Source organism: Jannaschia formosa (genome assembly GCF_003340555.1).
In the GTDB taxonomy this organism is placed as follows: domain Bacteria; phylum Pseudomonadota; class Alphaproteobacteria; order Rhodobacterales; family Rhodobacteraceae; genus Jannaschia; species Jannaschia formosa.
Genome location: NZ_QPLJ01000028.1, coordinates 14,592 through 38,253 on the forward strand (window position 1 = coordinate 14,592; position 23,662 = coordinate 38,253).

General features: G+C 64.7%; 27 protein-coding genes and 4 pseudogenes. 11 read left to right on the forward strand and 20 right to left on the reverse strand.

The window, feature by feature from the left end; all coding sequences use genetic code 11:
- Nucleotides 1-520: 520 nt before the first annotated feature.
- Nucleotides 521-664, forward strand: a pseudogene (locus DR046_RS19335) (IS5/IS1182 family transposase); the annotation flags it as partial.
- A 198-nt stretch (nucleotides 665-862) separates the two neighbouring features.
- Here the strand turns inward: DR046_RS19335 and DR046_RS19340 are convergent.
- Genes DR046_RS19340 through DR046_RS19355 form a run of 4 tightly spaced genes read right to left on the reverse strand, consistent with a single transcriptional unit; the run spans nucleotide 863 to nucleotide 3,480 of the window.
- The gene (locus tag DR046_RS19340) at nucleotides 863-1,870 is read right to left on the reverse strand and encodes an alpha/beta fold hydrolase (RefSeq protein ID WP_115384017.1); all 1,008 of its coding nucleotides are present in this window, start codon (nucleotides 1,868-1,870) and stop codon (nucleotides 863-865) included.
- Between the two features lie 26 nt (nucleotides 1,871-1,896).
- Nucleotides 1,897-2,112: a DUF1127 domain-containing protein gene (locus tag DR046_RS19345; protein ID WP_115384018.1), complete on the reverse strand. Its 216-nt coding sequence runs from the start codon at nucleotides 2,110-2,112 to the stop codon at nucleotides 1,897-1,899.
- A gap of 33 nt (nucleotides 2,113-2,145) precedes the next feature.
- Nucleotides 2,146-2,766: a class I SAM-dependent methyltransferase gene (locus DR046_RS19350; RefSeq protein WP_115384019.1), complete on the reverse strand. Its 621-nt coding sequence runs from the start codon at nucleotides 2,764-2,766 to the stop codon at nucleotides 2,146-2,148.
- A 54-nt stretch (nucleotides 2,767-2,820) separates the two neighbouring features.
- Complete coding sequence (locus tag DR046_RS19355) at nucleotides 2,821-3,480, reverse strand: TetR/AcrR family transcriptional regulator (protein ID WP_167767195.1); 660 nt, start codon at nucleotides 3,478-3,480, stop codon at nucleotides 2,821-2,823.
- Nucleotides 3,481-3,613: 133 nt separating this feature from the next.
- Here DR046_RS19355 and DR046_RS19360 point away from each other — a divergent pair, with 133 nt between their 5' ends.
- Together DR046_RS19360 and DR046_RS19365 are read left to right on the forward strand one after the other, a co-directional pair.
- A complete protein-coding gene (locus DR046_RS19360; RefSeq protein ID WP_115384021.1) occupies nucleotides 3,614-3,895 on the forward strand; it encodes a metal-sensitive transcriptional regulator in 282 nt (93 codons plus the stop codon).
- Between the two features lie 23 nt (nucleotides 3,896-3,918).
- A complete protein-coding gene (locus DR046_RS19365; protein WP_306418061.1) occupies nucleotides 3,919-4,704 on the forward strand; it encodes a MauE/DoxX family redox-associated membrane protein in 786 nt (261 codons plus the stop codon).
- 34 nt (nucleotides 4,705-4,738) lie between these two features.
- Here the strand turns inward: DR046_RS19365 and DR046_RS19370 are convergent, their stop codons facing one another.
- The 4 genes from DR046_RS19370 to DR046_RS19385 all read right to left on the reverse strand — a co-directional run bounded on the left by DR046_RS19370 (nucleotide 4,739) and on the right by DR046_RS19385 (nucleotide 7,871).
- On the reverse strand, nucleotides 4,739-5,122 hold the full coding sequence (locus tag DR046_RS19370) for a GNAT family N-acetyltransferase (RefSeq protein WP_115384023.1): 384 nt from the start codon (nucleotides 5,120-5,122) through the stop codon (nucleotides 4,739-4,741).
- A gap of 108 nt (nucleotides 5,123-5,230) precedes the next feature.
- Nucleotides 5,231-6,214 (reverse strand): class I SAM-dependent methyltransferase, encoded by a 984-nt coding sequence (locus DR046_RS19375; RefSeq protein WP_115384024.1) that lies wholly within the window; start codon nucleotides 6,212-6,214, stop codon nucleotides 5,231-5,233.
- Complete coding sequence (locus DR046_RS19380; protein WP_115384025.1) at nucleotides 6,211-6,993, reverse strand: DJ-1/PfpI family protein; 783 nt, start codon at nucleotides 6,991-6,993, stop codon at nucleotides 6,211-6,213. Before DR046_RS19380 ends, DR046_RS19375 begins: the two co-directional genes overlap by 4 nt.
- 68 nt (nucleotides 6,994-7,061) lie before the next feature.
- Complete coding sequence (locus DR046_RS19385; RefSeq protein ID WP_115384026.1) at nucleotides 7,062-7,871, reverse strand: AraC family transcriptional regulator; 810 nt, start codon at nucleotides 7,869-7,871, stop codon at nucleotides 7,062-7,064.
- 90 nt (nucleotides 7,872-7,961) lie between these two features.
- Here DR046_RS19385 and DR046_RS19390 point away from each other — a divergent pair, with 90 nt between their 5' ends.
- From DR046_RS19390 to DR046_RS24720, 3 genes are read left to right on the forward strand one after another with little or no spacing between them, the layout of a single operon-like run.
- Nucleotides 7,962-8,405, forward strand: coding sequence for a FixH family protein (locus DR046_RS19390; protein ID WP_115384027.1), 444 nt, complete (start codon nucleotides 7,962-7,964; stop codon nucleotides 8,403-8,405).
- An 8-nt stretch (nucleotides 8,406-8,413) separates the two neighbouring features.
- A complete protein-coding gene (locus DR046_RS19395; RefSeq protein ID WP_209313622.1) occupies nucleotides 8,414-9,817 on the forward strand; it encodes a cytochrome-c peroxidase in 1,404 nt (467 codons plus the stop codon).
- Nucleotides 9,708-10,217, forward strand: a complete 510-nt coding sequence (locus tag DR046_RS24720; RefSeq protein ID WP_115384028.1) for a response regulator — start codon at nucleotides 9,708-9,710, stop codon at nucleotides 10,215-10,217. The genes DR046_RS19395 and DR046_RS24720 overlap by 110 nt, the downstream gene beginning before the upstream one ends.
- A gap of 104 nt (nucleotides 10,218-10,321) precedes the next feature.
- Here the strand turns inward: DR046_RS24720 and DR046_RS19405 are convergent, their stop codons facing one another.
- The 3 genes from DR046_RS19405 to DR046_RS23300 are packed head-to-tail and all read right to left on the reverse strand — an operon-like array spanning nucleotide 10,322 to nucleotide 12,655.
- Nucleotides 10,322-10,786: a luciferase domain-containing protein gene (locus DR046_RS19405; protein ID WP_115384029.1), complete on the reverse strand. Its 465-nt coding sequence runs from the start codon at nucleotides 10,784-10,786 to the stop codon at nucleotides 10,322-10,324.
- Between the two features lie 49 nt (nucleotides 10,787-10,835).
- On the reverse strand, nucleotides 10,836-12,032 hold the full coding sequence (locus DR046_RS19410) for an FAD-dependent oxidoreductase (RefSeq protein ID WP_115384030.1): 1,197 nt from the start codon (nucleotides 12,030-12,032) through the stop codon (nucleotides 10,836-10,838).
- A complete protein-coding gene (locus tag DR046_RS23300; RefSeq protein ID WP_135227336.1) occupies nucleotides 12,029-12,655 on the reverse strand; it encodes a hypothetical protein in 627 nt (208 codons plus the stop codon). Before DR046_RS23300 ends, DR046_RS19410 begins: the two co-directional genes overlap by 4 nt.
- Before the next feature lie 89 nt (nucleotides 12,656-12,744).
- Between DR046_RS23300 and DR046_RS19420 the strand changes: the two genes are divergently transcribed.
- The gene (locus tag DR046_RS19420) at nucleotides 12,745-13,401 is read left to right on the forward strand and encodes a CerR family C-terminal domain-containing protein (RefSeq protein ID WP_167767197.1); all 657 of its coding nucleotides are present in this window, start codon (nucleotides 12,745-12,747) and stop codon (nucleotides 13,399-13,401) included.
- Between the two features lie 60 nt (nucleotides 13,402-13,461).
- Here the strand turns inward: DR046_RS19420 and DR046_RS19425 are convergent.
- From DR046_RS19425 to DR046_RS19440, 5 genes and pseudogenes are all read right to left on the reverse strand, one after another.
- Nucleotides 13,462-14,160: pseudogene (locus DR046_RS19425) on the reverse strand (type I restriction endonuclease subunit R, EcoR124 family); the annotation flags it as partial.
- A gap of 70 nt (nucleotides 14,161-14,230) precedes the next feature.
- Nucleotides 14,231-15,094 (reverse strand): annotated as a pseudogene (locus DR046_RS19430) (IS5 family transposase); the annotation flags it as partial.
- Nucleotides 15,058-15,474, reverse strand: a complete 417-nt coding sequence (locus DR046_RS25065) for a transposase (RefSeq protein WP_503100234.1) — start codon at nucleotides 15,472-15,474, stop codon at nucleotides 15,058-15,060. The pseudogene DR046_RS19430 and the gene DR046_RS25065, both read right to left, overlap by 37 nt.
- A gap of 91 nt (nucleotides 15,475-15,565) precedes the next feature.
- Nucleotides 15,566-15,772 (reverse strand): annotated as a pseudogene (locus DR046_RS19435) (transposase); the annotation flags it as partial.
- Nucleotides 15,773-16,138: 366 nt separating this feature from the next.
- On the reverse strand, nucleotides 16,139-16,819 hold the full coding sequence (locus DR046_RS19440) for a hypothetical protein (protein ID WP_135227337.1): 681 nt from the start codon (nucleotides 16,817-16,819) through the stop codon (nucleotides 16,139-16,141).
- 100 nt (nucleotides 16,820-16,919) lie between these two features.
- Here DR046_RS19440 and DR046_RS19445 point away from each other — a divergent pair, with 100 nt between their 5' ends.
- Together DR046_RS19445 and DR046_RS23305 are read left to right on the forward strand one after the other, a co-directional pair.
- Nucleotides 16,920-17,183 (forward strand): hypothetical protein, encoded by a 264-nt coding sequence (locus DR046_RS19445; RefSeq protein ID WP_115384035.1) that lies wholly within the window; start codon nucleotides 16,920-16,922, stop codon nucleotides 17,181-17,183.
- A gap of 334 nt (nucleotides 17,184-17,517) precedes the next feature.
- A complete protein-coding gene (locus DR046_RS23305) occupies nucleotides 17,518-17,946 on the forward strand; it encodes a hypothetical protein (protein ID WP_135227338.1) in 429 nt (142 codons plus the stop codon).
- Between the two features lie 69 nt (nucleotides 17,947-18,015).
- Here DR046_RS23305 and DR046_RS19450 read toward each other — a convergent pair whose 3' ends face one another.
- Nucleotides 18,016-18,639, reverse strand: coding sequence for a hypothetical protein (locus DR046_RS19450; protein WP_115384036.1), 624 nt, complete (start codon nucleotides 18,637-18,639; stop codon nucleotides 18,016-18,018).
- The gene (locus tag DR046_RS19455) at nucleotides 18,636-19,526 is read right to left on the reverse strand and encodes an SDR family oxidoreductase (RefSeq protein ID WP_115384037.1); all 891 of its coding nucleotides are present in this window, start codon (nucleotides 19,524-19,526) and stop codon (nucleotides 18,636-18,638) included. The genes DR046_RS19450 and DR046_RS19455 overlap by 4 nt, the downstream gene beginning before the upstream one ends.
- A 97-nt stretch (nucleotides 19,527-19,623) precedes the next feature.
- On the opposite strand from DR046_RS19455, the gene DR046_RS19460 reads away from it, so the two are divergent.
- Nucleotides 19,624-19,989, forward strand: coding sequence for a winged helix-turn-helix transcriptional regulator (locus DR046_RS19460; RefSeq protein ID WP_115384038.1), 366 nt, complete (start codon nucleotides 19,624-19,626; stop codon nucleotides 19,987-19,989).
- A gap of 5 nt (nucleotides 19,990-19,994) precedes the next feature.
- Here the strand turns inward: DR046_RS19460 and DR046_RS19465 are convergent, their stop codons facing one another.
- Complete coding sequence (locus tag DR046_RS19465; protein ID WP_115384049.1) at nucleotides 19,995-20,681, reverse strand: TIGR00366 family protein; 687 nt, start codon at nucleotides 20,679-20,681, stop codon at nucleotides 19,995-19,997.
- Nucleotides 20,682-20,872: 191 nt separating this feature from the next.
- On the opposite strand from DR046_RS19465, the gene DR046_RS19470 reads away from it, so the two are divergent.
- Nucleotides 20,873-21,633 (forward strand): IS5 family transposase gene (locus DR046_RS19470; protein WP_115384039.1). Its coding sequence is split into 2 segments (ribosomal slippage): nucleotides 20,873-21,209 and nucleotides 21,209-21,633, totalling 762 coding nucleotides; the frame shifts between segments, so codons are not numbered across the junction.
- A gap of 760 nt (nucleotides 21,634-22,393) precedes the next feature.
- Here the strand turns inward: DR046_RS19470 and DR046_RS19480 are convergent.
- On the reverse strand, nucleotides 22,394-23,089 hold the full coding sequence (locus DR046_RS19480; RefSeq protein WP_115384041.1) for a DDE-type integrase/transposase/recombinase: 696 nt from the start codon (nucleotides 23,087-23,089) through the stop codon (nucleotides 22,394-22,396).
- Between the last annotated feature and the right edge of the window lie 573 nt (nucleotides 23,090-23,662).

Below are 23,662 nucleotides of genomic sequence, written 5' to 3' on the forward strand. Positions count from 1 at the left end.
GAATGCCCGGAAAGCGCAAGAAGCACCGCGGCGGAAGGGTCGCTGCGTCGTCCCGCATCGGCGGGGGCCTGGACGGGAGGGCCGAGGGAGGACGTCCGCTCCGGCGCGATGCCGCCGGGGCCGAGCATGGCGTTCGGCGCGGCCTGGCTGCGGGAGCAGCGTTCAGCCTCTTGTTCGCCGCCTCCGTCGTGGCATGGAAGGAGTGGACCGTGCTCATCGATCCGGCACGCTCGGACGTCGCCCGGATCGAGCATTTGCCGCACGAGCCCGTCCACCGGGATCGGAAGCGGATCGGCGGGTGGCGCCCCCGGGGGATTGGGTCGCACGCCGTGCAGCTCTGCGCCGTCCCCCACTATCCTCTCTGATGCACTCGCCCCCGGTACCATCCGGATCCCCTGCCCTGCCCTTTCGATGGGCCGCAGGGCGACGGGACCGGCGAGCCTGCGCGGGCAGCCCTTCCCCGCGGCCTCCTTTCGTTTCGCATGATGGGCCTGGCCGGATCGCGCGCGGCCGTGCCCTCCGGGTCGGTGAGGCGATCATCCCACCGCGTCGGAACGCCAAGCCGTGGAAGAAGGACAACCCCGGCGCCCCAGGGCGCAACGAAGCCCTGCGCGCCATCAAGCGCTTCGGCCGGACGCTCTGGCGCCGCTGGAGCGGCTACCACTGTTGATCGGCTCCGAACTGTGACCCTTGTGAGACTGCTGTAAGCCATCGATTGAAAGCACAATTCTGCGCCTAGGGTGGGGTTCCGATTGGCGCCGACGGGGCCCTGCCTAAGACGAGAATTGTTCTGTATCATCTATGCCTTACGAGCTTTCAGCATGGGGTCCGACCCCCAAGCCGATCCACACCCGCGACAACTTCAGTCGATGGCCACGCCCGCGAAGGTGGCGATGAGGCGTGCAAGTTCTGCGCCCTGTTCCCGGTCCGTAAGGATCGAGAAGTGGTTTGCGGCTGACATGACGATGTGCCGGCCCTGGTCGGAACCTTCTGCGAGCGCGACGTGGAGCGTCGAGAAGGCTTCGGCGAAGTCGGGTTGGCCTTTCACCGAGGCGCCCGCAGTGACCGCGAGCACTGGCAGATCGCGAGGCCGCTCTTGCTGTCGGACGCGCGCGGAGATGTCGTCCCAATGCTCCATCTCGTCGGCTGAGGCCGCGAGGTGCACGCGGTCACCTGCGAAGGCCTCGGCCGCACGCAGCGCCTCGCCTTCGAGGCCTTCGGCTCCGGCGGCGATTGGGTTCCAGAGGTTGAGAAGACCTGTGGCGGAGAGATGCGACAGCATGCGGAGCGTGTTCGGGAAATTCCGCGTCATCTCGGCAGCGTCTTCGGGCATTATCGACAGCTGATCCTCGTGCGACGAATCGACGAAGACAAGCGCCTCGACGTCCTGCGGATACTGCGCGGCGAAGTCGCGGATCAGGAAGCCGCCAAGGGAGTGCCCGACGAGAATGTAGGGGCCGTCCTCGCCCGACACCGTCAGGGCGGCGTGTAGGTCAGTTGCAACTCTGGCCGGGTCGAAGCCATCGGGTGACGGGTCGCTGAGACCCATTCCCGCGCGGTCGTAGGAACAGACGCGCGCGTCGTCGTCGAGAGCGTCCTGAACCCAGGTCCAAGTCTCGGCGAAGCCAGTGGCACCTGCCTCGAGGATGTATTTCCGGTCGCCCGCACCGGAGCAGACAAGACGCAGGTCGCGCCCGCCGATATCGACGAGGCTCTCCTCGACGGACAGCGCGATTTGGGTGGTCCTGCGGTGGATCTCCTGCGCCGCGCCGCCGGCAACTGCGATGGCGGCGACCGAGGCCAGCAAGTAGCCGAAGCGGCGCAGCCTTAGGGGTTCGCGAACGTGTTGAATCTGGGAGAGAGTGGTCATTGGTATGCGTCCTTTAGCGATGATGTTCAGAACAGGCCGAAGCCGACGGCTGGAAAGGTGGGATGTGCGGGGTCCCGTGGAGGAAGGCCGATGTCGGCCCGCATTCGGTCTGACATGTGCGCGAGGTCGCTCGCGGCGATCCGTTCCGCCCGACGGGCGAGGAAAACGGACACGAGCGAGCAAAGCGTGCGCCACATGGCGTTGCCCGCGGGGGCCGGCGGGGCAAAGCAGAGGATGGTCATGGGGTACGGTCCTTTGGTCGCTTAGGCTTCCGGTTAGGTCGGACGCCCAGCGCCGAGGAAGGTGAAGGCGCCGATTTTCGGAACGCCGGCAAGGTAGCCAGTCTCGAGCGTCTCAAGCGTGAAGCCTGCAATCTTGATGGCCCGGTCGGGACGGCGGTTGATGTTGCATCCGGCGCCGAGGCAGCGGTTGAGTCCGTTCAGGCGGTCCTGCCAACGGCGGACGCGCCCGTTTGGAGCGGCGCCGTGCTCGCAGAAAAGAAGCCGGCCGCCGGGCTTCAGAACACGCCGGATCTCGGCGAGCGCCCTCTGTTCATGCGGCACGGTGCAGAGCGTGTAGGTCGTGAGCACAGTGTCGACGGAGGCATTTTCGAGCGGGATTGCCTCGGCTGATGCGGCGAGCCAGTCCGGCCCGACCGGCGCATCAGCGATTCGGGGCTGGGCCAGCCGGCGCATGGCGGCGTCAGGCTCCAGGGCCCAGAGATGCGAAACGCGCGCGGGGTCGTAGAAGGGCAGGTTCAGGCCCGAGCCCGCGCCGATCTCCAGCACGCGACCCTCGGCCTCGGGCACGATGCGCCGGCGGTTCGGCGTGACGGCGTTGCCGCCGCAGGACCAGTCGATGAGGCGGGGGGCAATATGCCGATCGTAGAAGGACATTTTCGATCTCCATATAAATACGGACGTCCGTCCGCTTTTTTGGGCAAAAAAGAGTCAGCCGAAGCGCATCATCTTGAGCGCCGTGCCAAATGCCGGAAGGTCCACTTCCTCGCCCAGCGCGAGTGACATCACGAGGCCTTGGTAGGTGGTGTAGATGAGGTCTGCCAGCACCGGCGCGGGATGCGCCTGCCAACTCGGCTCGGACGCCTGCTTCCGCTCAACGAGCCGGACAAGTGCCGCCTTGATTGCGGCGCGGTTCTTCAGGACGGACCGGCGCACGTCGTCGTTCGCAAGCGCCTCGGTCACGATCATGATGTCGACGCGCGGCACAGGCGTGTTTGCCAGGCCTTGAAGCTCCGTAAAGAAGTAGTCGATCACCTCCTCGAGACGCCTGCCGTCAGCGCCCTGCGCATCGAAGGCCGACAGCGCATCGCCCATGCCCGCCTCGGTCACCGCGAGGATGATGTCGTCTTTCGACTGAAAGTAGTTGTAGACAGCCCCGGCGCTCAGGCCCGCCTCTCGGAAGACGTCGCGGAGAGTGGCGCGCGACAGGCCCTTCTCGGCGAATACGCGCATCGCTGCCGCAACGATCTGCGCGCGACGTTCCTGCATGGCTTCCGGTGCAACCTTCGGCATCGACTCACTCCCTAAAACGGACAACCGTCCTATAATCCGGCAGCGGGCGGACGGCAAGCGGCAGAATGATATTCCCATTCGCGGCTGGGGAGCGCCGAAGACACGCGTCCGCAAGCAGATCCAGCCAACTCGGCTATACCCGGCCGGGGTATATTGACACAGAACGGAATCAGTACAATATACCCCCCACGGGTATTTGCAGGACAGTGAAATGACGCAACACGACGACAGGCGCGAAGCCAAACTGAAGCGCCTCAACCGCATTGCAGGGCAGGTGCAGGGCATTGCGCGCATGGTGGCGGAGGACCGCTACTGCATGGACATCCTTACGCAGATCCAGGCGGTGAAGGCGGCGCTGGCGAAGGCCGAGGGCGAAATCCTGCGCGACCACGCGGCCCATTGCGTGTCCGAAGCCATCACCGCCGGTGACGCGCCCGCAACCAAGCAGAAGCTCGACGAGCTTATTGACCTTTTCGACAGGAGCCGCCGCTGAGCGCGGTAAGACAGGAGACGGACATGACGACCGCAACAACTGACCTCGAAATGAGGGGCGACAGCTCTGCGAAGCACGCCGTGATCTGGCGCATGGCAATGCCGGAGCATGTCTGCCCCTCGGGCCTCAAGGCGCTCCACCTCCTCAAGCGGAAAGGCTTCCAGGTGGAGGACCACCCGCTCCGCTCGCGCGAGGAGACCGACGCCTTCAAGGACCGCCACGGCGTCGCCACGACGCCTCAGATCTGGATCGAGGGCGCGCGCGTCGGCGGCCATGACGACCTCCGCCGACATCTCGGTCTCGCCGTCCACGACCCGAAGGCGACGACCTACATGCCGGTGATCGCGATCTTCGCGATGGCAGCCGCGCTGGCCTTCGCCGTCGCGTGGGCCATGGGCGGCGCCGCGGCGCTCCTGTCGCTGCACACGCTCCAGTATTTCCTCGGCTTCGCGACCGCTATCCTCGCACTCCAGAAGCTCAGGGACGTCGAGGGGTTCGTGAACGGCTTTCTGGGCTACGATCTCCTCGCGCAGCGCTGGCCGCGCTATGCCTATGTCTACCCCTGGGCCGAGGCACTGGTCGGCTTGCTCATGATCGCCGGTGCGCTGATCTGGCTTATGGTGCCCGTGGCGTTCGTCATCGGGGGCATCGGCGCGGTGTCTGTCTACAAGGCAGTCTATGTCGACCGGCGCGAGCTCAAGTGCGCCTGCGTGGGCGGAAACTCGAACGTGCCGCTCGGCTTCGTCTCGCTCACCGAGAACCTCGTCATGGTCGGCATGGCTGTCTGGATGGCCCTCTGGATGTTGTGATCTGGCACGACATGACCGAAACGATCCGGCGCCCTCATGGCGCCGGATTATTTTCTTGCAGGGGGCAGCCGTCTCCCCTGACGGTGACCCACCGCTCAGCCGTATCCCCGAACACCGCAACCTCGCCCGATCGGGCCATGCCGATGGCCGAGGCCACGCGCCTCGAGGCGGCGTTGTCCGGCGGGATGTAGCTTACGACGCGGGAAGACCGGACAGTGTCGAACGTATGCGCAAGGACGGCTGACGCCGCCTCTCGCGCATAGCCCTTACCCTGGTGCTCGGTAGCAATGGTCCAGGTCGCCTCGGGCTCCGGCCAGCCTTCGGGCTCGATGAGGCCGACGCTGCCGACGAAGGTGCCGGTTTTGCGGTTGCGCACCGCGAAGAGGCCGAAGCCCCGCAGCGCCCAATGCCCGAGGATGTTTGCGAGCCCGCCTTAAGCTTGCGCGCGCCGTTCAGCTTGAAGATCGGGCCAGAGAAGACCCGGAGCGAGGGGACGTCTCCCGCATGCGAAGGTAGAATAACACGTTCAGACATTTGTATTTCCCTTAGTCGTGCCATACGGCAGAGCGATCACGCAGGCGGTCTGGAAGCGGAATCCGTCGGGCGCAACGACGGGTAGTTCGCGACGCCGGACGAGCCACTGATCGGCGGGAAGAAGGTCTTCCAGAAACGGCAGCGCCGGCGCATAGCGGAAGCTGCCGCCGGGCTTCAGCGAAGCGAGGATGCGCATGTAGGTGCGGGCGTGGCGAGTTGCCGTCGTGTCGGGGCCGTGCAGATGCGCCCGAAACGCATGCAGGCTAAAGGAATGGTGTGCAAGGATCGTGCCCCAGGCGGCCGGCGTGAAGCGAGCGTCATTCCAGTCGCCTCGGAACAAGTGACCGTTTGTCTCGCAGAGCGCGTCCAGGCCCCAGGCGTCGATCCGCCCGAGGCGGTGGAGTTCGTGAACCAGGGCGGCGTCTTCACCACAACCGAGATCGAGGACAGGGCCCGGCATGTCTGTCGGCGTGATGTCCAGGAGGCGGAGCTGCAAGCCCGGGCTGTAGTGGGCGCACAGGGGTTCATCAGCCGCCGTCGCGCCGGCCTCGCGGGAGGCGAGCAGAGCTCGGAGACGAGCCTGGTGCTTGCGGAGCAAGTTGGCAGCCTTTCGTTCGAATTGGGCTGCGGAGGGAAGTGCGTGTAGGAGATCAGCGTAGAGAGCCTGCGCTTCGCGATCCCAGTCCCGCGGGAACGCGAGATATTGGTTCCTGTGCATCATGTATCGAGTGAGGGCACGGCCCATCAACGCACCCAGTCGCTCCGCACCCTCACCCCGAAGTTCCTGCCAGAGCTCGGACGCGCCGTTGGTCAAGGAGGCCTGAAGCGAAGGCGTCAGGCAGACCAGAGCAGGCACGCCCGTGCGGATGGCCCACAGCGGCAGGTCGGCCGTTTCCGACAGACGCAGCGACAGCAGGTGCGCCGCAACCGGAAATGATCGGCGTATCTCTTCCCGATCCGGCGCAGCCACAGTCATGCCGTAACGATCCGCAATGTTTGCGCCTCATCCACGAAGCGGGCAAGGCCGGCGCTAATCGCGGCTACCGTCTCGGCAGAAGCGGTCTCTGGCGATCCACTGTCGAAAGGCGGTTCGGGATCGTATTCGGAGATCAGCTGGATTGCCCGCGCCGCCTCTTCTCCCCGCAGCTCGGCGGCAAGGGCCAGCCCGAAGTCGAGCCCCGCCGAAACTCCGCCGCCGGTGATGAGCCCGCCGTCTCGCACGACGCGGCCCGCCGTCGGGATCGCCTCAAACTGGGTGAGCAGGTCGCGGGCGATCCAATGCGAGGTGGCGCGCTTGCCGCGCAGCGCGCCGGCAACCCCGAGGATCAACGATCCGGTGCAGACACTGGTGACATAGCGGGCGCGCGCGGCACGGTCGCGCACGAAGGCGATGGTGTCAGGGTCGCGCGCGGCGGCGATGGTGCCTCCCGTTCCTCCTGGAACGAACAGCAGCGTCAGATCCTTCGGGCAGGTCTCGAAGCTCATGGTGGGCTGAATCGCCAGACCGAGATCGCTCGGCACCGGGGCGAGCGACGGGTCAGCCGATACGAGTTCAACTCGAGCTCCGGTGGAGGCGAGGAAGTGATACGGCCCGACGAGGTCAAGGGCAGTCATGCGGGGATAGAGCAGCATCGCCACTACCTCGCTGGAGGTGTGGGTCTCCGGACTCTGCTGTCCACGGACTGCGGTGGCCAGAGACGGGGCGAGCGCGAGGCCCGCAATGGCATGAAGGGCGGCGCGGCGAGCGAGTTTCATGAACGTAGGCTCCTGTGAAGATGGAGCAGATCTACGGACTTTCCGGCGCCCGCGCTTGAACGAAGCAGCTAAGCGTCGGACCGGGCCAGTTCGAGCGCGGCGGCGGGCAACCCGAACATCCGGTGGAACGTCCGGCTGAAATGCGCGGAATCGGCAAAGCCCGCCTGGTGCGCGGCAGCAGTCAGGCTGTCTCCGCGAGAAACCTGGGCCACTGCGCGCATGAGCCGCCGCCAGAGGAGAAAAGTCCGAAACGGCAGGCCCACCTGCTCGACGAAGAGATGGCTGAACCGGCTGGGCGACAGGCACGCGATGCGTGCCGCCTCCGCAAGGGCAGCGCTTTCTCCGTCGCGGCCCTCCATCCAATGGAGAACCCGCAAGATGCGCGGGTCGAGTGCGGCCTCTGCCTCCTCGTGCCCCAGGATGTGCTGAAGGATCTCCTGACCGATACCGGCAACGTCGGCTCCGAGTGGCGCGGGCGCGTCCCAGACTCGCGCAAGGACCTGTTCGAAACGAGGATCGGGCGCCAGGCGGGCAATGGGCACCCCGCCGAGCAAGTGGCGCAGTCGCGCGCCTGCGCGACTTTCGGGCTCGACGAAAAGCAGCGCAATACGTCCCTCCGGTTCGATCGCGTGCGGAACATCCGGCCCGATCAGGATGACCGGTCCTTCGATCAGGCTATCCGGCGTGCGGATATTCGCGATGCCGCCCGCGGAAAGGGTGAGTTGGAACGCGTGGTGCGTGTGCATCCGGTTTACGCGCTGCTCCCCTTGCGGCAGCACGTCGAAGGTCCAGAGGCTCGCGCCTTCCCAGAGAACGATCCGACCGTCTCTCGTAACTTTCGTCGCCATCGATATTCTCTTCGCGAGGGCGCCCATCATTTACTGCCGGTCAATCTTTAGCCGTTCCGTTCAAGCGGCCCATCGAAACCGGCGGTATATGCGGCTCTTCAGTTACCCCTGGAGGCAACAATGCCCTACTTTCCCACGCGCCGGGCAATTTTGTTCGGCATTCCGGTGCTCGTTCTCGCAACCGGCGTCGCCGCCGGATTTTTCTCTCGATCCGTTCCGAGCGATCTCGATCTGGCAATGTCCAAGGCGACCGCTTCCGGACTCTATCTCGCAGCGCTCGCGCCCGTGACCGAACCCGTCACCGTCGGTCCGATGCACTCCTGGACGGTGTCACTCACCGATGCTGCGGGCGCACCGATCGAGGCGGCGTCGATTTCCGTCGATGGCGGGATGCCCCAGCACGGGCACGGGCTGCCCACAGCTCCGGCCGTGACCCGCTCGATCGGCAAAGGGCAGTTCCTCATTGAGGGCATGAAGTTCAACATGTCCGGCTGGTGGGTGATCGACCTGAGCATCGACAGCGCGGCGGGTGCCGATACCGTCACGTTCAATCTCATGCTGTGAGACCGGGGATGCGCATACTCCTCCTGACAATTCCTGCGGTCGCCGTCGCGGGTTCGCTCGTCCTGGCTCTTCCGAGCGGTCAGCGCTGGAGCGAGACCGAGGTCGCGCTCGTGCGCTCCCTCTCGCTGGCTGCGCTGCCCGCGTCTCCGGTAGATCCCTCGAACCGGGTCGCCGACGATCCTCGTGCGGCCGAACTGGGCCGCGCCATCTTCTTCGACACCCGTTTCAGCGGAAACGGGAAGGTCGCCTGCGCCACTTGCCATCTTCCCGAACGCCAGTTCCAGGACGACCTGCCGCTCGGGCAGGGCATGGGCCGGACGGACCGACGGACCATGCCGCTGGCCGGCATGGCGCATGCCCCCTTTCTGTTCTGGGACGGGCGCAAGGACAGCCTGTGGTCGCAGGCCCTCGGTCCGCTCGAGAGCACGGTGGAGCACGGTGGAGACCGCACGCTTTATGCGCATCTCATGAAAGAGCATTACCGCATGGACTACGAGGCGATCTTCGGCCCATTGCCGGAGCTATCGGATCTTCCCCGCAGGGCCGGTCCGATCGCCGACCCGGCGGCCGCGACTGCGTGGGCGAAATTGGGCGAGGAGAACCGCGAGGCCGTCAATAAGGTCTTCGCCAATATCGGCAAGGCCGTCGCGAGCTACGAGCGAACAATCCTGCCGCCGGAGACGCGCTTCGATGCCTGGTTTGCTTCGAGCAAGTTCCCTGAGCCGGGCATCCTGAGCGAGGACGAGATCGCGGGGCTCCGGCTGTTCGTCGGCAAGGCCGAGTGCGTCAACTGCCACAACGGCCCGCTCCTGACCGACAACCACTTTCACAACACCGGCGTGCCGGCTCTGCGGGATCTCCCCGAGGATGCAGGGCGAGAAAGTGGCGCGCGTCACGTGCTCGAAGATCCGTTCAACTGCCTCGGTCCCTACAGCGACGCGGCTGAGAAGGACTGCACGGAGCTGCGTTTCATGGCCGAACCGGATCACGACATGCTGCGCGCGTTCAAGACGCCGTCCCTTCGCGGCGCCGCGGATCGGCCTCCCTACATGCACGCTGGGCAGATCGGAACGCTGGACGAAGTCCTATCACATTATATCGCGGCGCCCGCGGCTCCGGCTGGACATAGCGAGCTCCGGCCGCTGGATCTCGGCCAGAGGGAATTGAGCCAGCTCAAGGCGTTTCTTCAAACGCTCGATCCCATCCCAGGCGGAGAGGAGGTCGACAGTCCTGCCCCGCCATCAGGCGCATCTGCTCACCAGGTGAGACTGCGTCGGCAAAGGCACGGGCCTCGGGCTCTCGATGGTCCACGGGCTGGCCTCTCACCTGGGTGGTGGGCTTACGATCACCAGCCGACCGGGCCAGGGCACCACTGTGGACCTTTGGCTGCCCATCAGCGCCGTCGCCGTTGAGACAGACAATAAGGGGCCAAGCACCATTACGTCCCACCAAGCGCTGGGCACGGCACTCCTTGTTGACGACGAGGACCTCGTGCGCCTGAGCACGGCCGACATGCTGATGGACCTGGGCTACGAGGTAGTGGAGGCGGCCTCGGCCGAGGAGGCGCTGCGCCTCGTGGAGGAGGGTCTCGCGCCCGACCTCGTGGTCAGCGACCACCTTATGCCGGGCATGAGCGGCGTGGACTTGGCACGTAGCCTTCGCGCCCATCGACCCGACCTGCCGGCGCTCATCATCTCAGGCTACGCCGAGATAGACGGGATCGCGCCCGGCTTCCCGCGGCTCACCAAGCCGTTCCAGGCCGGAGAGCGGGCCGCGAGCCTTGCCGCGCTGAGCCCCGCCGAAGCAAAGTAGCCGCATGCAACGCAGCGGCGACCGCACATCGCACTTGCATGGTCGTGCAAAAATCAAAGTTTACGCAAATCCACTCTTGCAGGCTCATCTTGGGCTCTGCCTGTTCAATCCGACTTCCCAATCGCATGAGCGTAGCTGGCTCGGAGTACATGCCTGACGACCGCCGCTTCCTGCTCGTCGCGGGGCGCATAGACGAGGATTTCGTTGATGCCCCGGTGCTTCCACGGATGAGCTTCGCCCCAGCCCTTGGCCAGCACTTCCGCCTCGTCCCTGGGCGAAAGAGTCAGGTGCAGGCTGCCGTCCTCGTGAAGGTGCGCGAACTCGCGCGAGCCTGGAGGTGGCATGAACGCTCCTGGCGCTACGGCCCAAGCTTCGTCCAGCCACAGCGCCCGCGAGCTTGGCACCGAGATCCGCGTCGCCTCCTCCCTCACGCCAGGAAGCGCTCCCGAGAAGGCCCAGGCGGCCATCGCCTCGCGGATCGCCACGGGGCTCGTCTGGCTATGCTGGAGGTGCGGCGGCTCGGCACCGGTGACGGGTCTCTTGCCGGAGCGCGGTTCGAGTTGGAGCATCAGAGCTCTCCTGTCTTGAAGGTTGCCGGGTTCAGATCGTCAGCCCCGCTCAAGCGGCGTCCAACATCGAGAGCCTGCGGGCGACGAGGCGCTCGATCCCGGCGGCGCGCGCGAGTCCTAGGCCCGAGAAGGCCAAGCCACGAAGCCAGGCGGGCGCTGTCTCCATGGTCTCCAGCGCGTCGGTAAGACCGCGCACGTTCTGATCAAAGGACGTGATCCGCTGCGCCTCATAGTCCCGCAGAAGCCGGCCCGCCTCGGCTGGCTGCGCCAGCGCCATGGCCAAGGTTTGGGCGAGGGCCTCGGCGTCAGCAAGGCCTGCGTTGAGCCCCTGCCCGCCGGCCGGGCTGTTGAGGTGCGCAGCGTCGCCGGCCAGCACGACGCGGCCGTCGACATAGCGCGGGGAGCGGCGCTCGTGCTTGCGATACGCGGCTGTCCAGAGTGTGTCGCGCCAAGCGCCTGGTCCGAACAGGCTCTCGGTCAGCCGCTTTGCCCGCCCTGGCAACTCCGCGTCCGTGACGGTGTCGGGCACGGCCGACTCGATGATGCGCCAGGTGTCGTCGGCAAAGCGGATCGCGATCGTGAAGGAGGACGCCTTCGGGTCGGCCAGCCAGCCTTCGGCCAAGCCGCGCTCCAGCGCGACGCGCACGTCGGCCAGCACGGCCCGCGTCGGGTAGGTCTTGCCTTCCAGCGTCCAGCCCAAGGCGCCACGCACGGCCGAATGTGCGCCATCGCAGCCCACGAGATACTCGGCCTCGACCATCTGACCTCCCGCTAGCACGCGCAGACTCTCCCCGCCCTGCTCGAAGGCCTCGAACGGCGTGCTGAACTCTACCTGGACGAGGCCCGTCGCGCGCACCGCGTCCAAGAGGATCTTCTCCGTCCGGTCCTGCGCCAGTGCCAGTGCGAACGGCGTGGACGTGCGGGAGGCCGGTGGGGCGAAGTCGAAGGTGAAGAGCGGCCTGCGGTCGCCTGCACGCAGGATGCGGATGGCGTCGTTTCGTTGCCCCTGCGCCAGAAGGGCCGGCATCAGGCCGAGCTGGTCAAGGAACTGGAGGCTGCGGGGCACCATCAGGGTCGCGCGCGAGTGGGGGTCAAGAACGGCCTTCCGTTCCAGCACGAGTGAGCGCACGTCGGCGCGTGCCAGAGCCAAGGCCAGCGTCAGCCCCACGGGGCCCGCCCCTGCGATCACGACGGGGGCGGTCGAGGGAAAGTCGCCGGTGGAGCCTGGGCGGAGTGCCGAGGTCATGAGCGTTCTCCTTGGAAGGCTACGAGGTCGTAGGCGTGGTAGTCCGTCCGGATCAGCCCGGCGGTCATGCGGGCCGCCGCTTCGTTGATCGCGTCGGTGCTGTCGACCGGGTGGCCTGTCGTCGCCGTGAAGGCCGCTGTGAAGTCGGCCACCGTCCGCCAGCGGGCGTAGGTGGCAATCCGACCCACACCCAAGCCGCGCATCACAGTTGTCGATACGCAACCCGGCTGACGGTTGAAGCCCTCGCCGTTGCGGGCGTTGAAGAGCGACACGGGACGTACGAGCGGGCGCCAGACGGGGAAGGTGTCGATCACGATAACGCCCGCCTCCGGGTCGTCGACGGGAGTAGGCTTACGCCCGCCGGTGGCGACCCAGGCGAAGAGACCCACCCCAGGCTCTCGTGCATCCGGGTCCTGGCGGAATGCGTCGGCGCTGTTCCAAGCCTCCACGGTGACGACCCGCATGCGATCATGAGCGAGGTGAACGGCCCAGGCGCGAAGGCCTGGCGCTCTGGTGGCTCGGCGCAGAACCGCGGCTTCTTCTGCCGCTGCCACAGCTTGAGCGGCAGCGGGCTCGACACGCCGCTCGCGAAAGGCGTGCGGCCGATGACGGTCGAACAGCATGAGGACCTCGCTTGCCCCAATCGGGGATGTCGGCTATCTTGGTACAGACGTATAAAAAGATACGGTCGTATCAAATGTCAAGAGCGACGTTGCCGAAGAATGACGAGGGCGGGGCGAAGGCAAGCAACCGTCGGGGTGAGGAGACGCGCGCGCGCATGGTCGCCGTCGCGCTCGAGCTGTTCGGACAGCGAGGTTACGAGGGCGTCGGGGCGCGCGAGTTGACTGAGGCCGCCGGCGTGCCGTTGGGGGCTCTTCCCTACCACTTCGGCACCAAGGAGGCGCTCTATCGCGCCGCGCTGGAGCAGGTCCGTGATCGCCTGGCGCAGGCGCTCGCTCCGGCGGCAGCCGAGGCCGCCGAAGCGCTCAAGGGCCCGCCCGAAGCAGCTGATCAGGCACTACGGGTATTTCAGGGAGCGCTGTTCGATGCTCTTGCCACCACTCCGGAGGCGGAAGCCTGGGCCAAGCTCCTCCTTAGGGAGCATCTCGACCCGAGTCCGGCGTTTGACCTGGTCTATGAGGACGCTGCGCGAGGCGCGGTCGAGCTCATGGCCGCTCTCCTCGCCCATGCCTCAGGACGCATCGCGAACGATCCTGACGTGCTGCTGGAAGCCTTCGCCCGAATGGGTGAGGTGCTGACCTTTCGCATCTTGCAGGCGGCTGTCGTGCGGCGCCTCGGCTGGACGGCGCTGGGGCCGGACGAGGCCGCGCAAGTGCGCTTGGCCGTGTTCAAGCTGAAAGCGAGCTAGGATCGGTGCGTATTCCTGAATGACGCACGTCCACAGGGGCTATCCGCAGATGCGCCGCCTTCAGGTCTCCGCAAGATCCCCAATGTTCTCATCGAAGAGGTTGATGAAGTCTCCAACCGCCTGAAGAACCCGGGCCACGACCTTCTTCCGCTCCAGAATGCCTGGCGGCTTGATCATGGCATCCACGATCTCTTGGCCGAGTGGTGGCTTCCCTGTGAAGTGCATGCGACGCATCACGCCGTCCAGGCGCTCTTCGTCTACGCCTTCCTGGGCGCAGAGCTCGGCGAAGGCGTGGGCTCTGGCTTCGTCCCAGTAGATGGCGAATGCGGTAGCGATGTCGTCCTCGCGCCCAAGGCCAGGGAGACGGTCGCGCATGAACCCTTCGATCAGAGGCCGCTTCAGCCGCAGCTGCATCTGATCCCGCAGAAGATCGTTGATGCGCTGAGCTGTGGCCTTCGCCTTCCGGGATTCTGCCCCTTCTGCATGAACGGCGACGTTCAGGGCGGCGATTAGGGCCACGATGTAGGCCACGTTGATCTCGTCTCGCCTCAGGAGCTCCAGCTCAAAATCGAGGTCGACGAGAGGGCTGTCCTCCTCGTCGTCGACCTTCTTGCTCCGGATGGTCTCCAGGTCGAGATACTTGCTCTTGAAACCCTCGAAGTCCTGCTCGGACAGCGGCAAGGTCGCAGGGTCGAATTCCGAGTAGCTGGCCAAGATGTTGCGCAGTCGCAGAACCTCACGGAACGCCTTCCCGATCTGCCGGGCGTCTGGGCAGCTTGATTGCGCAGTTTGCCCTGCCGGCCGAGGCGCCTGAGCGGCCCTGTCGCCGTCACCCTGCGAGCAGCCGAGGCAGCCTTGCGAGGTTGTTGGCGGCCATTGTCAGGATGAAGCGGGATCGGACGCGTTCGAGGCCGCGGTAGACGGTTTGCGCCATGCCTCCGACGGCCTTGGCCCATCCGAAGGGCTCCTCGATCCGTTTGCGATGCTTCTGCGACAGCGCATAGCCCGCATGCCGGGTGGTGCGCCCGTCGATGGCCGAGTGCCGGGCCTTCTGCGCCACGTGTGGGGTGACGCAGGCCTGGCGGAGGTCGCGCACGAAGTCGGCGCTGTCGTAGCCCTTGTCGGCGCCAAGCGTCAGCCGCCGCGTCGAGCCTGGGCAGTGATCGTGGATCATACCGAGCGCGGCGCGCCGCTCGGCATGGCCGTCGGCCCGTGTCAGGTCGGCCTGCACGACCAGGCCCGACCGGTTCTCCATCAAGGCATGCCCCATGAAGCACAGCACGGCCCCCGTGCCGGCCGACTTGCGGTAGAGCCGGGCATCCGGGTCGGTCGTAGACGCGTGCGTGGCGTTCGAGCGCTTCTGCCCCCGGAAGTCGACCTCGGCGTTGCGGCTGGAGCGGCGGGTCTGGAGCATCGGATCGGTCTCGGGCTTGGCAGGGGCTTTGTCGGCATCGGCGGGGGCGGTATCCAGCGGCGGTCCGCCTGAACTACCGTCGCCGCCCGGCGGCTCGTTCCCGGACCGGGGCTGGAAGCTTTTCATCGACGCCCACGCCTTCACCAGCGTGCCATCCACCGAGAAGTGCTCGTCGGACAGCAAGGGCGCCACCTCGCGATGCGCCAGGATCGCCGCCATGACCTTCCGCGACATCTCCGTCGTCAGCAGCCGGTCGCGGTTCTTCGTGAACACCGTCGGCCTTCGCCCCGGGGCTCCGCCCGTTCAGGGTTGAATTGATCCGCAGGATCAATTCCCAGACGCCCTTCACCCCACACCGGGTCGTCAATGCCCAGCCCCACGAACCAGCGGAACAGCAGGTTGTAGTCCATCTGCTCCATCAGCTGTCGCTCGGACCGGACCGAGTAGAGCAGCTGCAACAGGCTCGCCCGGATCAGCCGCTCCGGCGGGATCGAGGAGCGGCCATGCGCGGCGTAGGGACCTGCGAACTCGCCGCCCAAACTCGCCAGCGCATCGTTCACCCCCCGCCTGATCGTGCGCAACGGATGCCGCGGCGGGACGCGCTCCTCCAGGTCAACGTAGCTGAACAGCGTTCCCCTCGTCCGATCCATCCCGCGCATTCCAGCCCCCGCCGTGAACCACAGCGAAAGTGAATCATGTCCCGAAAAGCACGTCGAGGGCGGGGTTTTTCAGCAGCCTGCTAAACACAACCAGCCGGTGAACGGTGTTCTTGCCGCGACGGGTGTCGCGCAGCGCCGCTGACGCAAGATCGGACAGCCCGAGCGCAGCGTCGAGCTCTCGCATCACCAGAAGACTGCCGTCTGAACTGATCTGGGCGCTCCGGAACTCCAGCCGCACCCGGCGGTGGAATTCGACCCGATCACCCCGATCAGAACCCGCACCCTCTGGGTAATCCATGGAACCCGCCCCTCCCAGCCGTCAACACCATGACCTTTATAGGAAATACCGAAGTCAGGGCGGACAGATCAAGGACCCACTTGGGGAATGCGGGTCGAAATGGCTTTCGCCGTGGCGACTCTGTCGTGACATTCCTACTCCGGACTTGTTTGCTTGCGGGACATGGCGGCCCACCCTATGCGACCCCACGAGAGGCTTAATCACCTGCCTCGATACGCCGCCTTCTCAGGCCCGATCACCCATTTCCCGGCATAGCTCACCCCTGGAAAAGTTGGAGCGCAATCGGACTGGGAGGTCCTTTCCAAAGGAAGCCTTCTAACTAAAGATCAGCGACCGCGTCCCCGTGGCAATGCTGATCCTCGCTCATTATGCAGTCATTCTCTCGTTCGGAACTGCTCGCACGGGCTTCCTGCTCAGCGGATCATCCGGCCAAAGGATCCGAATATTCAACTTCACGAAATCGACAAGAACCTCCTTCTCCGTCCGGTAGTCCGTGTAGTAGAGGACGTCATTCCGTGTGATCTGCATTTCGTGTACACCGTCGCTTGAGCCGTACCAAGCCCGGTGACCTTCATCGGCTTCGACGGCGACCTCCTGATCCAGCGTCCAGGAAATCCCGAGCCTGTCGCCGCCCCGATAAACCGTGAACGTATCGGAATGGATCGGCGGAAGGCCAAGCCCCTTCTCGTTGCGGATCTGCCTCAGCATGTCCAGCAATCGTCTCACCGAGATCGCGCGATTGAAATGCTGTTGGGTCAGGCCAACGTCCAGGGCTGCCTGCCAAGCGCCGATCGGCGCGCCCATTTCGTAAAGCCACGCTGCCCACGAAAGACGCTGATAGTCATGAAGCCGGACACAAAGCGCCGCCGATTCGTCGTAATCACCATTCAGCGCAGCGGCGATCCTTGCTTCGCCTACACGAAGATGAAATCGAGGTTGATGACCTTTCAAGAGCCTGGCGACCTCTGCGGCTTCGAGGTCGTCCAACGCTTTGACAAGGTCCTCCGCATTCGGGTCGAGCTTAGGCATCAGGGTTGTGTCGATCAAGGGCATCATTTTTCGGGGCTCCAGGGCAGTGCAAGAAGCCAGCTATATTCGATTCTTGGGCTCGCAAGATGCTTCTTGCGCCCGACCGTGGCGCTAGCTGTTGATCGGCTCCGAACTGTTCCTCGACCCCTACTGGGTCGTAGCGAAGCAGCAAGTGCGCGAACGCTTCGCCAGCGCGGAATCGCAGAGCTTCATCTCGATCGCCGAGATCATGCGCCACCTGGACCAGGACCTTCTTCGCCGCGACCAGATACGCGCCACGATGTTCGATGCGCTTGAGGCATCGAAAGGAATGGGTGAGCGCAGCCGTTTGTCCGATCGGGTGGCCGTAGCATTTGTGTCGCCGGGCCGCCGACTGAACTGACGTGGGCCATCTCCCGTGGTTGGATCATCCGTGGCACAGACCAGCGTCCACGGCGTCAACCTGAGGGTGCGTGCCGACGGCGTCTAGACCGACGCCTTCAGCATTTTTCCATCGTCCTGTGCAGACCATGGCTGACTGCGATGCCGAGTGCGTCAACGTCAGCGTCGTGGCTCAAGCTCTCGCCATCCATGCACCGGGCGCAGTTCATCCATGATCACCGAGAAGCTGAATCGCAAGCAACTTTCCGCTCAAAGGGGATGTACCCCATCGGCTTGCCCGATGGACCCCGCCTCGAGACAGACCTATCGACGAAATCTCAAAAAAGGAGACGAAGATGCAATTCAGTGTTGTTCGTATAATCGAGTCGAGGAAGTTTGTGGGTTTGTTCGCGGCGGAAATTGAAGACGATCTTGCCCTGTTGGTTGATGAATGCTGCGCGCCGTATCGCTGTGAGTATGCACCAATGCCATCTGGCGGCATGATGGCAGTCTGGCCAGAAGTTCCTGTAATTCCTTTCCCCTTCCCACCAGAGGAGCAGATGTGCTTGAGTGATTTTTTGCCGAAGTATAGTATAACTGGCGACGTCAGGGACGCTCTCTGTGACAAGAACCTGGAATCGAATCGGCTTGATCCAGACTGTCTGCTCGTCGGATCAATGATCGATTACGTAATTGAAAATGCGGGCCTTGAACGACTGAATCAGCTCATCAAGAAAGGCGTCTTCGTGGACCCGGAGGGTCCGCACATATCAACATTGGTCTAATGTTCAGCCGCATTTTGTCTGCTGATCTGGCGAGGTCTGAAACATAGACGCCGCCAGAAAAGGCTCGGTTCATTCCACGCTGACTTTGGCCTTGATGAGTTCGACAAGAACATCGGGATCGTAAGTCAAGTCGACCGGCCGCAGATCGTCGCTGGGACCGATCAGCAACGAAGGATATGATTCAAGCCCCAGCGCGCGGGTCGCTGCGAACTCCCGCGACAGGGCGTCACTGATCTGCGTCGGTGCGGGGAGCATGACATCGAGCTTGATGTCCAATTGCCGCATGATCCCGGCATAGGTCGCCGGATCGTTGAGGTCTGACCCATCGCGGAAATGCGCGATCTGGATCGCTTCAGCCACATCAGGCACACGGTCAGGGGCCGCTTTCCGGACCTGCAAGATGACATCGCAGGGCGGAACGGAGCTCGAAATAATCGTCGGGTCGGCAAGGATCTTCGTCTTGAACGCCTCACCCAGCGCCACCCCTGTCACCGCCTCCAGCCGGGCAGACGCCCTTGTGATGTAATCGGCAGCTTCGCTATACGGGCCGATGCGCTCGCCGATCAGGAGCCCGCCCATCGCTATGTCGATCTGCAACGCGGGCATGGCCGCCCGCAAGGCGCGCAGCGCGGGGGCAAAGCCGTAGCACCAGCCGCAGAGCGGGTCGAAGGCATAGATCAGCCGCGCGCTCATGTACTTGCATCCCCGAAGACCGCCGCATGACGGCGCGCGAAATCTTCCATCGGAACGGGCGTGATGTTTAGTGTCTCGGACAAGGCCGCATAATCGATACGGCTGGAAAGGATGCCGGGATTTGCATAGACGGCCTCGTAGAACGCCGCTGTGCTGTCGCCGCCGCCGCCGAAGGCGCTGTCCATGATGGCACCGAACTCCTTTGGCGGCATAGGGCGGAATGTGATCGTCCTGCCGAGGGCCTTGCCGAAGCGATCGGCGATATCCTCTCCCGTCAGTGTCTCGGGGCCGCAGATCTCGATCCGGTGGCCGCCTGCGGTCAACTGATCGAACGCGGCGACGACAAAGGCGGCGGCATCCTCGTGACTGATCCATTGCAGGCGGACGCTGTTCGGGATCGGGTAGGCAAGGCTGTCCTTGGCGGCCACCTCGGGCGCAGTCCATGGGCCGAGCAGGTTCTCCATATAGACGGCCGGTTGCAACGCCGCGAAATTCACCCCGCTCGCCTCCAGATGCGCGACGATCACGCGCCGCATGTCGATGCCGGGATTGCCGGTATCGACCGGCATGATCGCGCCCGACGCGTTCCACACGATCCGCCGCACGCCCGCGCGCGCGGCAGCGTCGATGGCGTTGATCCCATATTCTGGCCTCGGATCGAGGAACGGCACCAAAAGAAACACGCCCGCGACACCGGCACTGGCCCGTTCAAGGCTGTCGGGGTCCATCATGTCGCCGATGACGGGCTCAGCGCCGAGGGCGATCAGATCGGGGGCCCCTTCACCCTTGCGCAAGAGAATGCGGACGTCATGGCCCGCTGCGATCAGTTGGCGCGCGACAGGGCGGCCCTGGGCGCCGGTGGCACCGTAAACGAGGATGTTGGTCATGAAATATCTCCGGTTTCATTGACAGCCCCGGAGGTATCCCTTTAGATGAATTCCACAAGTACGCTTTATTATCTTATATACTACGGAAAAACATACCATGAAACATCCAGTCGCGACAGCGGACGCTCCTTTCACCGAAGACACTTGTCCGGTCACGCGCGCGGTGCGTGTCATCGGCGGGAAATGGAAGCTCTTCATCGTCTACCACCTGATTGACGGCACACGCCGGTTCGGAGAATTGCAGCGCCTGCTGCCGGGCATCACCCAGCAGATGCTGACCGCCCAGTTGCGCGAACTTGAGGCGGACGGGCTTGTCCGCCGCAAGGTCTATGCCCAGGTGCCGCCAAAGGTTGAATACAGCCTCACCCCTGTCGGCAGGGCGCTGGAGCCGGTCACACGCGAACTGGCCACCTGGGGCGAAAAGGTTTCCCAACGGGCAAAGCCGGACGGAAAGGCGGTCTGACGCCCTTATGGAAGGAACATCAGCCCGGGTATCAGAACGGCCCCGCTGACCAGAAGGATCATAACGCAAAAACCCATGATGTCGCGCGCCGACAGCCCGGCCACCGCCAGCGCGGGCAAAGCCCAGAATGGCTGGATCATGTTGGTCCAGGCATCCCCCCAGGCCACGGCCATGATAACCCGCGCCTCGTCGGCGCGGAGCGATCGTGCCGCTGCCATGATGATCGGGCCTTGGATGGCCCATTGCCCGCCCCCAGACGGCACCACCAGATTGACGACGGCCGTCGACAGGAACGCAAGAAGCGGCATCATCGCGGCACTTGCGCCGGACACGAATGCATCCGTGAGCGTTGCCGCAAGGCCCGAGCCGACCATCATCCCCATCACGCCTGCGTAGAATGGGAACTGGATCAGAATTCCGCCGACCCCCTTCACCGCCCCTTTCAGCGCGTCGAGAAACGCTGCCGCTGAACCATGCAAGGCAAGCCCCAGGAACAGAAAGACGTAATTCACCGTGTCCAGGGTCAGTGAGAATACTCCGCCGACGATCTGCGAGGCGGTGTAGGACAGGCCAAAAAGTCCGATCAGGACACCAAGCCAACGCGCGTGTTCCAGCCGCGCTGCCGGTGACATTGGCTGTTGCCGCACGGGCTTAGGCTCCAGACCCATTAGCAGGCTGCTGAAAAAGGGCATGAACTCCAACAAAGTGTGCGGGACGGCCACGGACGGAGACAAGATGTTGATTTCTAGTAGATTCTGAATCAACGTGATGTGCCGGCCCTACACCGGAAGACAAGCACCGGAGACTTTTTCAGCAGCCTGTTAGCCGCCTAGCCTTTTCAGCCTGTTCATGATTCATGGCGGCCATCCTGGAGGGGGTGGCCATGTCCGAGAACCTGTTCTGGCTGAGCGAGGCGCAGATGGAGCGGCTGCGGCCGCATCTGCCCGACAAGGTCCGCGGCAAGCCGCGAGTGGGTAACGGCCGGGTGATCTCCGGCATCGTCCACGTGCTGCGGTCGGGGTGCCGGTGGGCGGACGCGCCGGCGGCCTACGGGCCGCGCAAGACCTTCCACAACCGGTGGCGCCGGTGGGCGGAGAAGGGCCATTGGGTGCGCATCTTCGAGGCCTTGGCCGATGCGGGCCGTCCACCCGCGCAGGTGCTCATCGACAGGTCCGCCGTCTCCGCCCACCGCTCGGCCAGCGGGGGAAAAGGGGGGAGGTCGCGCAAGGGATCGGGCGCTCGCGCGGGGGGCGCACGACCAGGCTCCACGCACTCGCGGACCGCTGGTGCCGCCCCGTCCGGCTGATGCTGACCGGCGGCAATGTCGCCGACTGCATCGCGGCCGAGGCGCTGCTGCGCAGGCTGCCGCCCGAGGCGCTCGTGGTGACCGGGGACAAGGGCTACGACAGCACCGCCGTGCGTGACCAGGTGAAAGGGCTCGGGGCCTTCCCCAACATCCCGCCGAAGCGGAACCGCAAGCGCCGCATCTTCTGGTGTCGCGACTTCTATCGCAATCGCAACGCCATCGAGCGCATGTTCGGACGGCTCAAGGACTTCCGCCGCATCGCCACACGCTACGACCGCAGAGCCGACGTCTTCCTCTCCGCCGTCGCCCTCGCCGCAACCGTCACCTACTGGTTATGAGTCTGGAGCCTAAGACGAGGATAGTTCTGCATTCGCTATTCCTTACGAGCTTTCCGCATGGGGTCCGACCCCCAAGCCGATCCACAACGGGGCGCGCGCCGCGCGGTCTCTCCGCAGGATCGCCTGCATCGAAAACCTTCACCGCGCCTCGGTTTTCTTCGCCATTGGCGTCATCCTGTCGGATTTCTTCACCCTGGCGGCGACTCTTGCGACCGCCAGCAGACCGATACTCCGGTCTCTTAGCCCTTCCTTAATCGAATCCGGCTTTCATCGCCCTCGGCAGAAGAGAAGCTGCTTCAGTAGACGTAACGAGTTCATGGTTGGTCCAACTCATGTGTGACACCTGCGAAGGATATGGGCTCGTCTACGAGCTCGATGATCTCCCGGGACGCAATCTCAGGATCGAGATATGCCCGGAAGGCTGCGAGCAGTCGGAGCGGCCTGGCCGGCTTCTGCGTGCTTCGGACAGGCTCTGGGAGCCCATCACGGATCCCGCCCCGTTCGACGCGCTGCGACGCCCCGGCACGCGCTATGTCAGTTTCGTCGCCCGCATGCTCCAGGAGAGACATGGCGGCGCGACGGTGCTCCATCTGCCTTCCGCACGCCGGGATCGGGAGCTCCGCCGGGGCAATCACGGCGCTATTACAGATATCCGCAGAGCGCCTGCGCGGCCCGCATCGGATCCGCCATGTGACCGGTATCCGGCCAGACCACGCCGCAATCGGTCACCGGAACGAACGGTGTATCCGCGACTGTGGTACTAGGTGTTCGGTCCCGTCATGTGGTGGCGCGGGTCGATTTTGAACCGCTCCCGCTCGTCGGTCCAGCATTTGACGACGTGCTCGTATGGCGTGAGGCCGCGTAGTGTCTTGAGCTGCCGGGCGAAGTTGTAGGCTGCGACGAAGTCGGCGAGATGGGTGCGGAGTTGGTCGTGGCTGCCGTAATGGTACCGCTTCACGTTCGGCCGTCGCCGATCCCCCGGATCGGCTTGGGGCCTCACCCTCCTTGATCGTCCGGTCATCCGCTCAACCTGCCCGTTAGGCCACGGATGGTTCCCCTTCGTCGGCCGGTGCTCGATTCCGTGCTCGGCACAGGCGATCCTGAAGGCGTGGGCGAAGGCGTATTGGTCCCTCAGGCGATTGGTGAACTGGATGCCGTTGTCGATCAGAACCGTGTGGACGCGGTGGCGTTGGAACAGCCGATGCAGGGCGGACCGGCTGAGATGCGGGATCGAGGCTTGAAGCGCGTAGAGGCAATCGTCCAGCGGCAGCAGCGTATGCCGACGGAACGCGACGCACATCGCCTCTTCCTCTGGGCTCAGAACGGAGGAGCGCACCTCCTTCGGATCCATCCGTGCGTCCTCGACGGTGGGCCGCTTGCGCCACTTCCGAACCGTCTTCTCGTTGAGCCCGTAGCGCCCGGCTAGCTCCGAGACCGAAGACTGCGATCGCTGTATCGCAGCTCAGACGGCGTGCGTGGTCGTGGCGCTCCCGTGCAGAACCAGGCCCATAGCGCGTCTCTCCTCAGATGATGGCAATCTGCCACTACACCACGGGACTGAACAGGCAGCCGGCTGATGCGAGCCGGATGACAGCGGGAATGGAGCACAGGCTCGCGCCGTCGTTGCAATCGGGCGTCAGTGGTCGCCTTGCCAAGTCAAATGCTCTGACCGGTATCGGCCCACAGCGGACCTTCATGTATTCCGCAGCAGAGGTCCGATCCGAGCCCAGACTAACGACCCTCCTCGAAAGTGGGTTCTCACTTGCAGCACAGCTTGTCTCAGCGAGGCCTGCCCGTAGCCGACCTTCGCTCCGCGCGCGGTGCCAGTTCGGAGCCAGCCCAACCGGTCGTTCGTCCGAGGTGCGGAAGATACTGTCCTTACTGTGCGAGAGGCGGAGAACGGGGCTTCGCCGCTTCAGCACCAACTTTCGGAGCAGCCAAATAGTGAAGCACCGGGAAGCGGCCTCTCCGGTCTCAGGCAGTCAATGCGGCGAGCCGGTAGCCGATCCCATTCAGAAGGCGTGGCCCC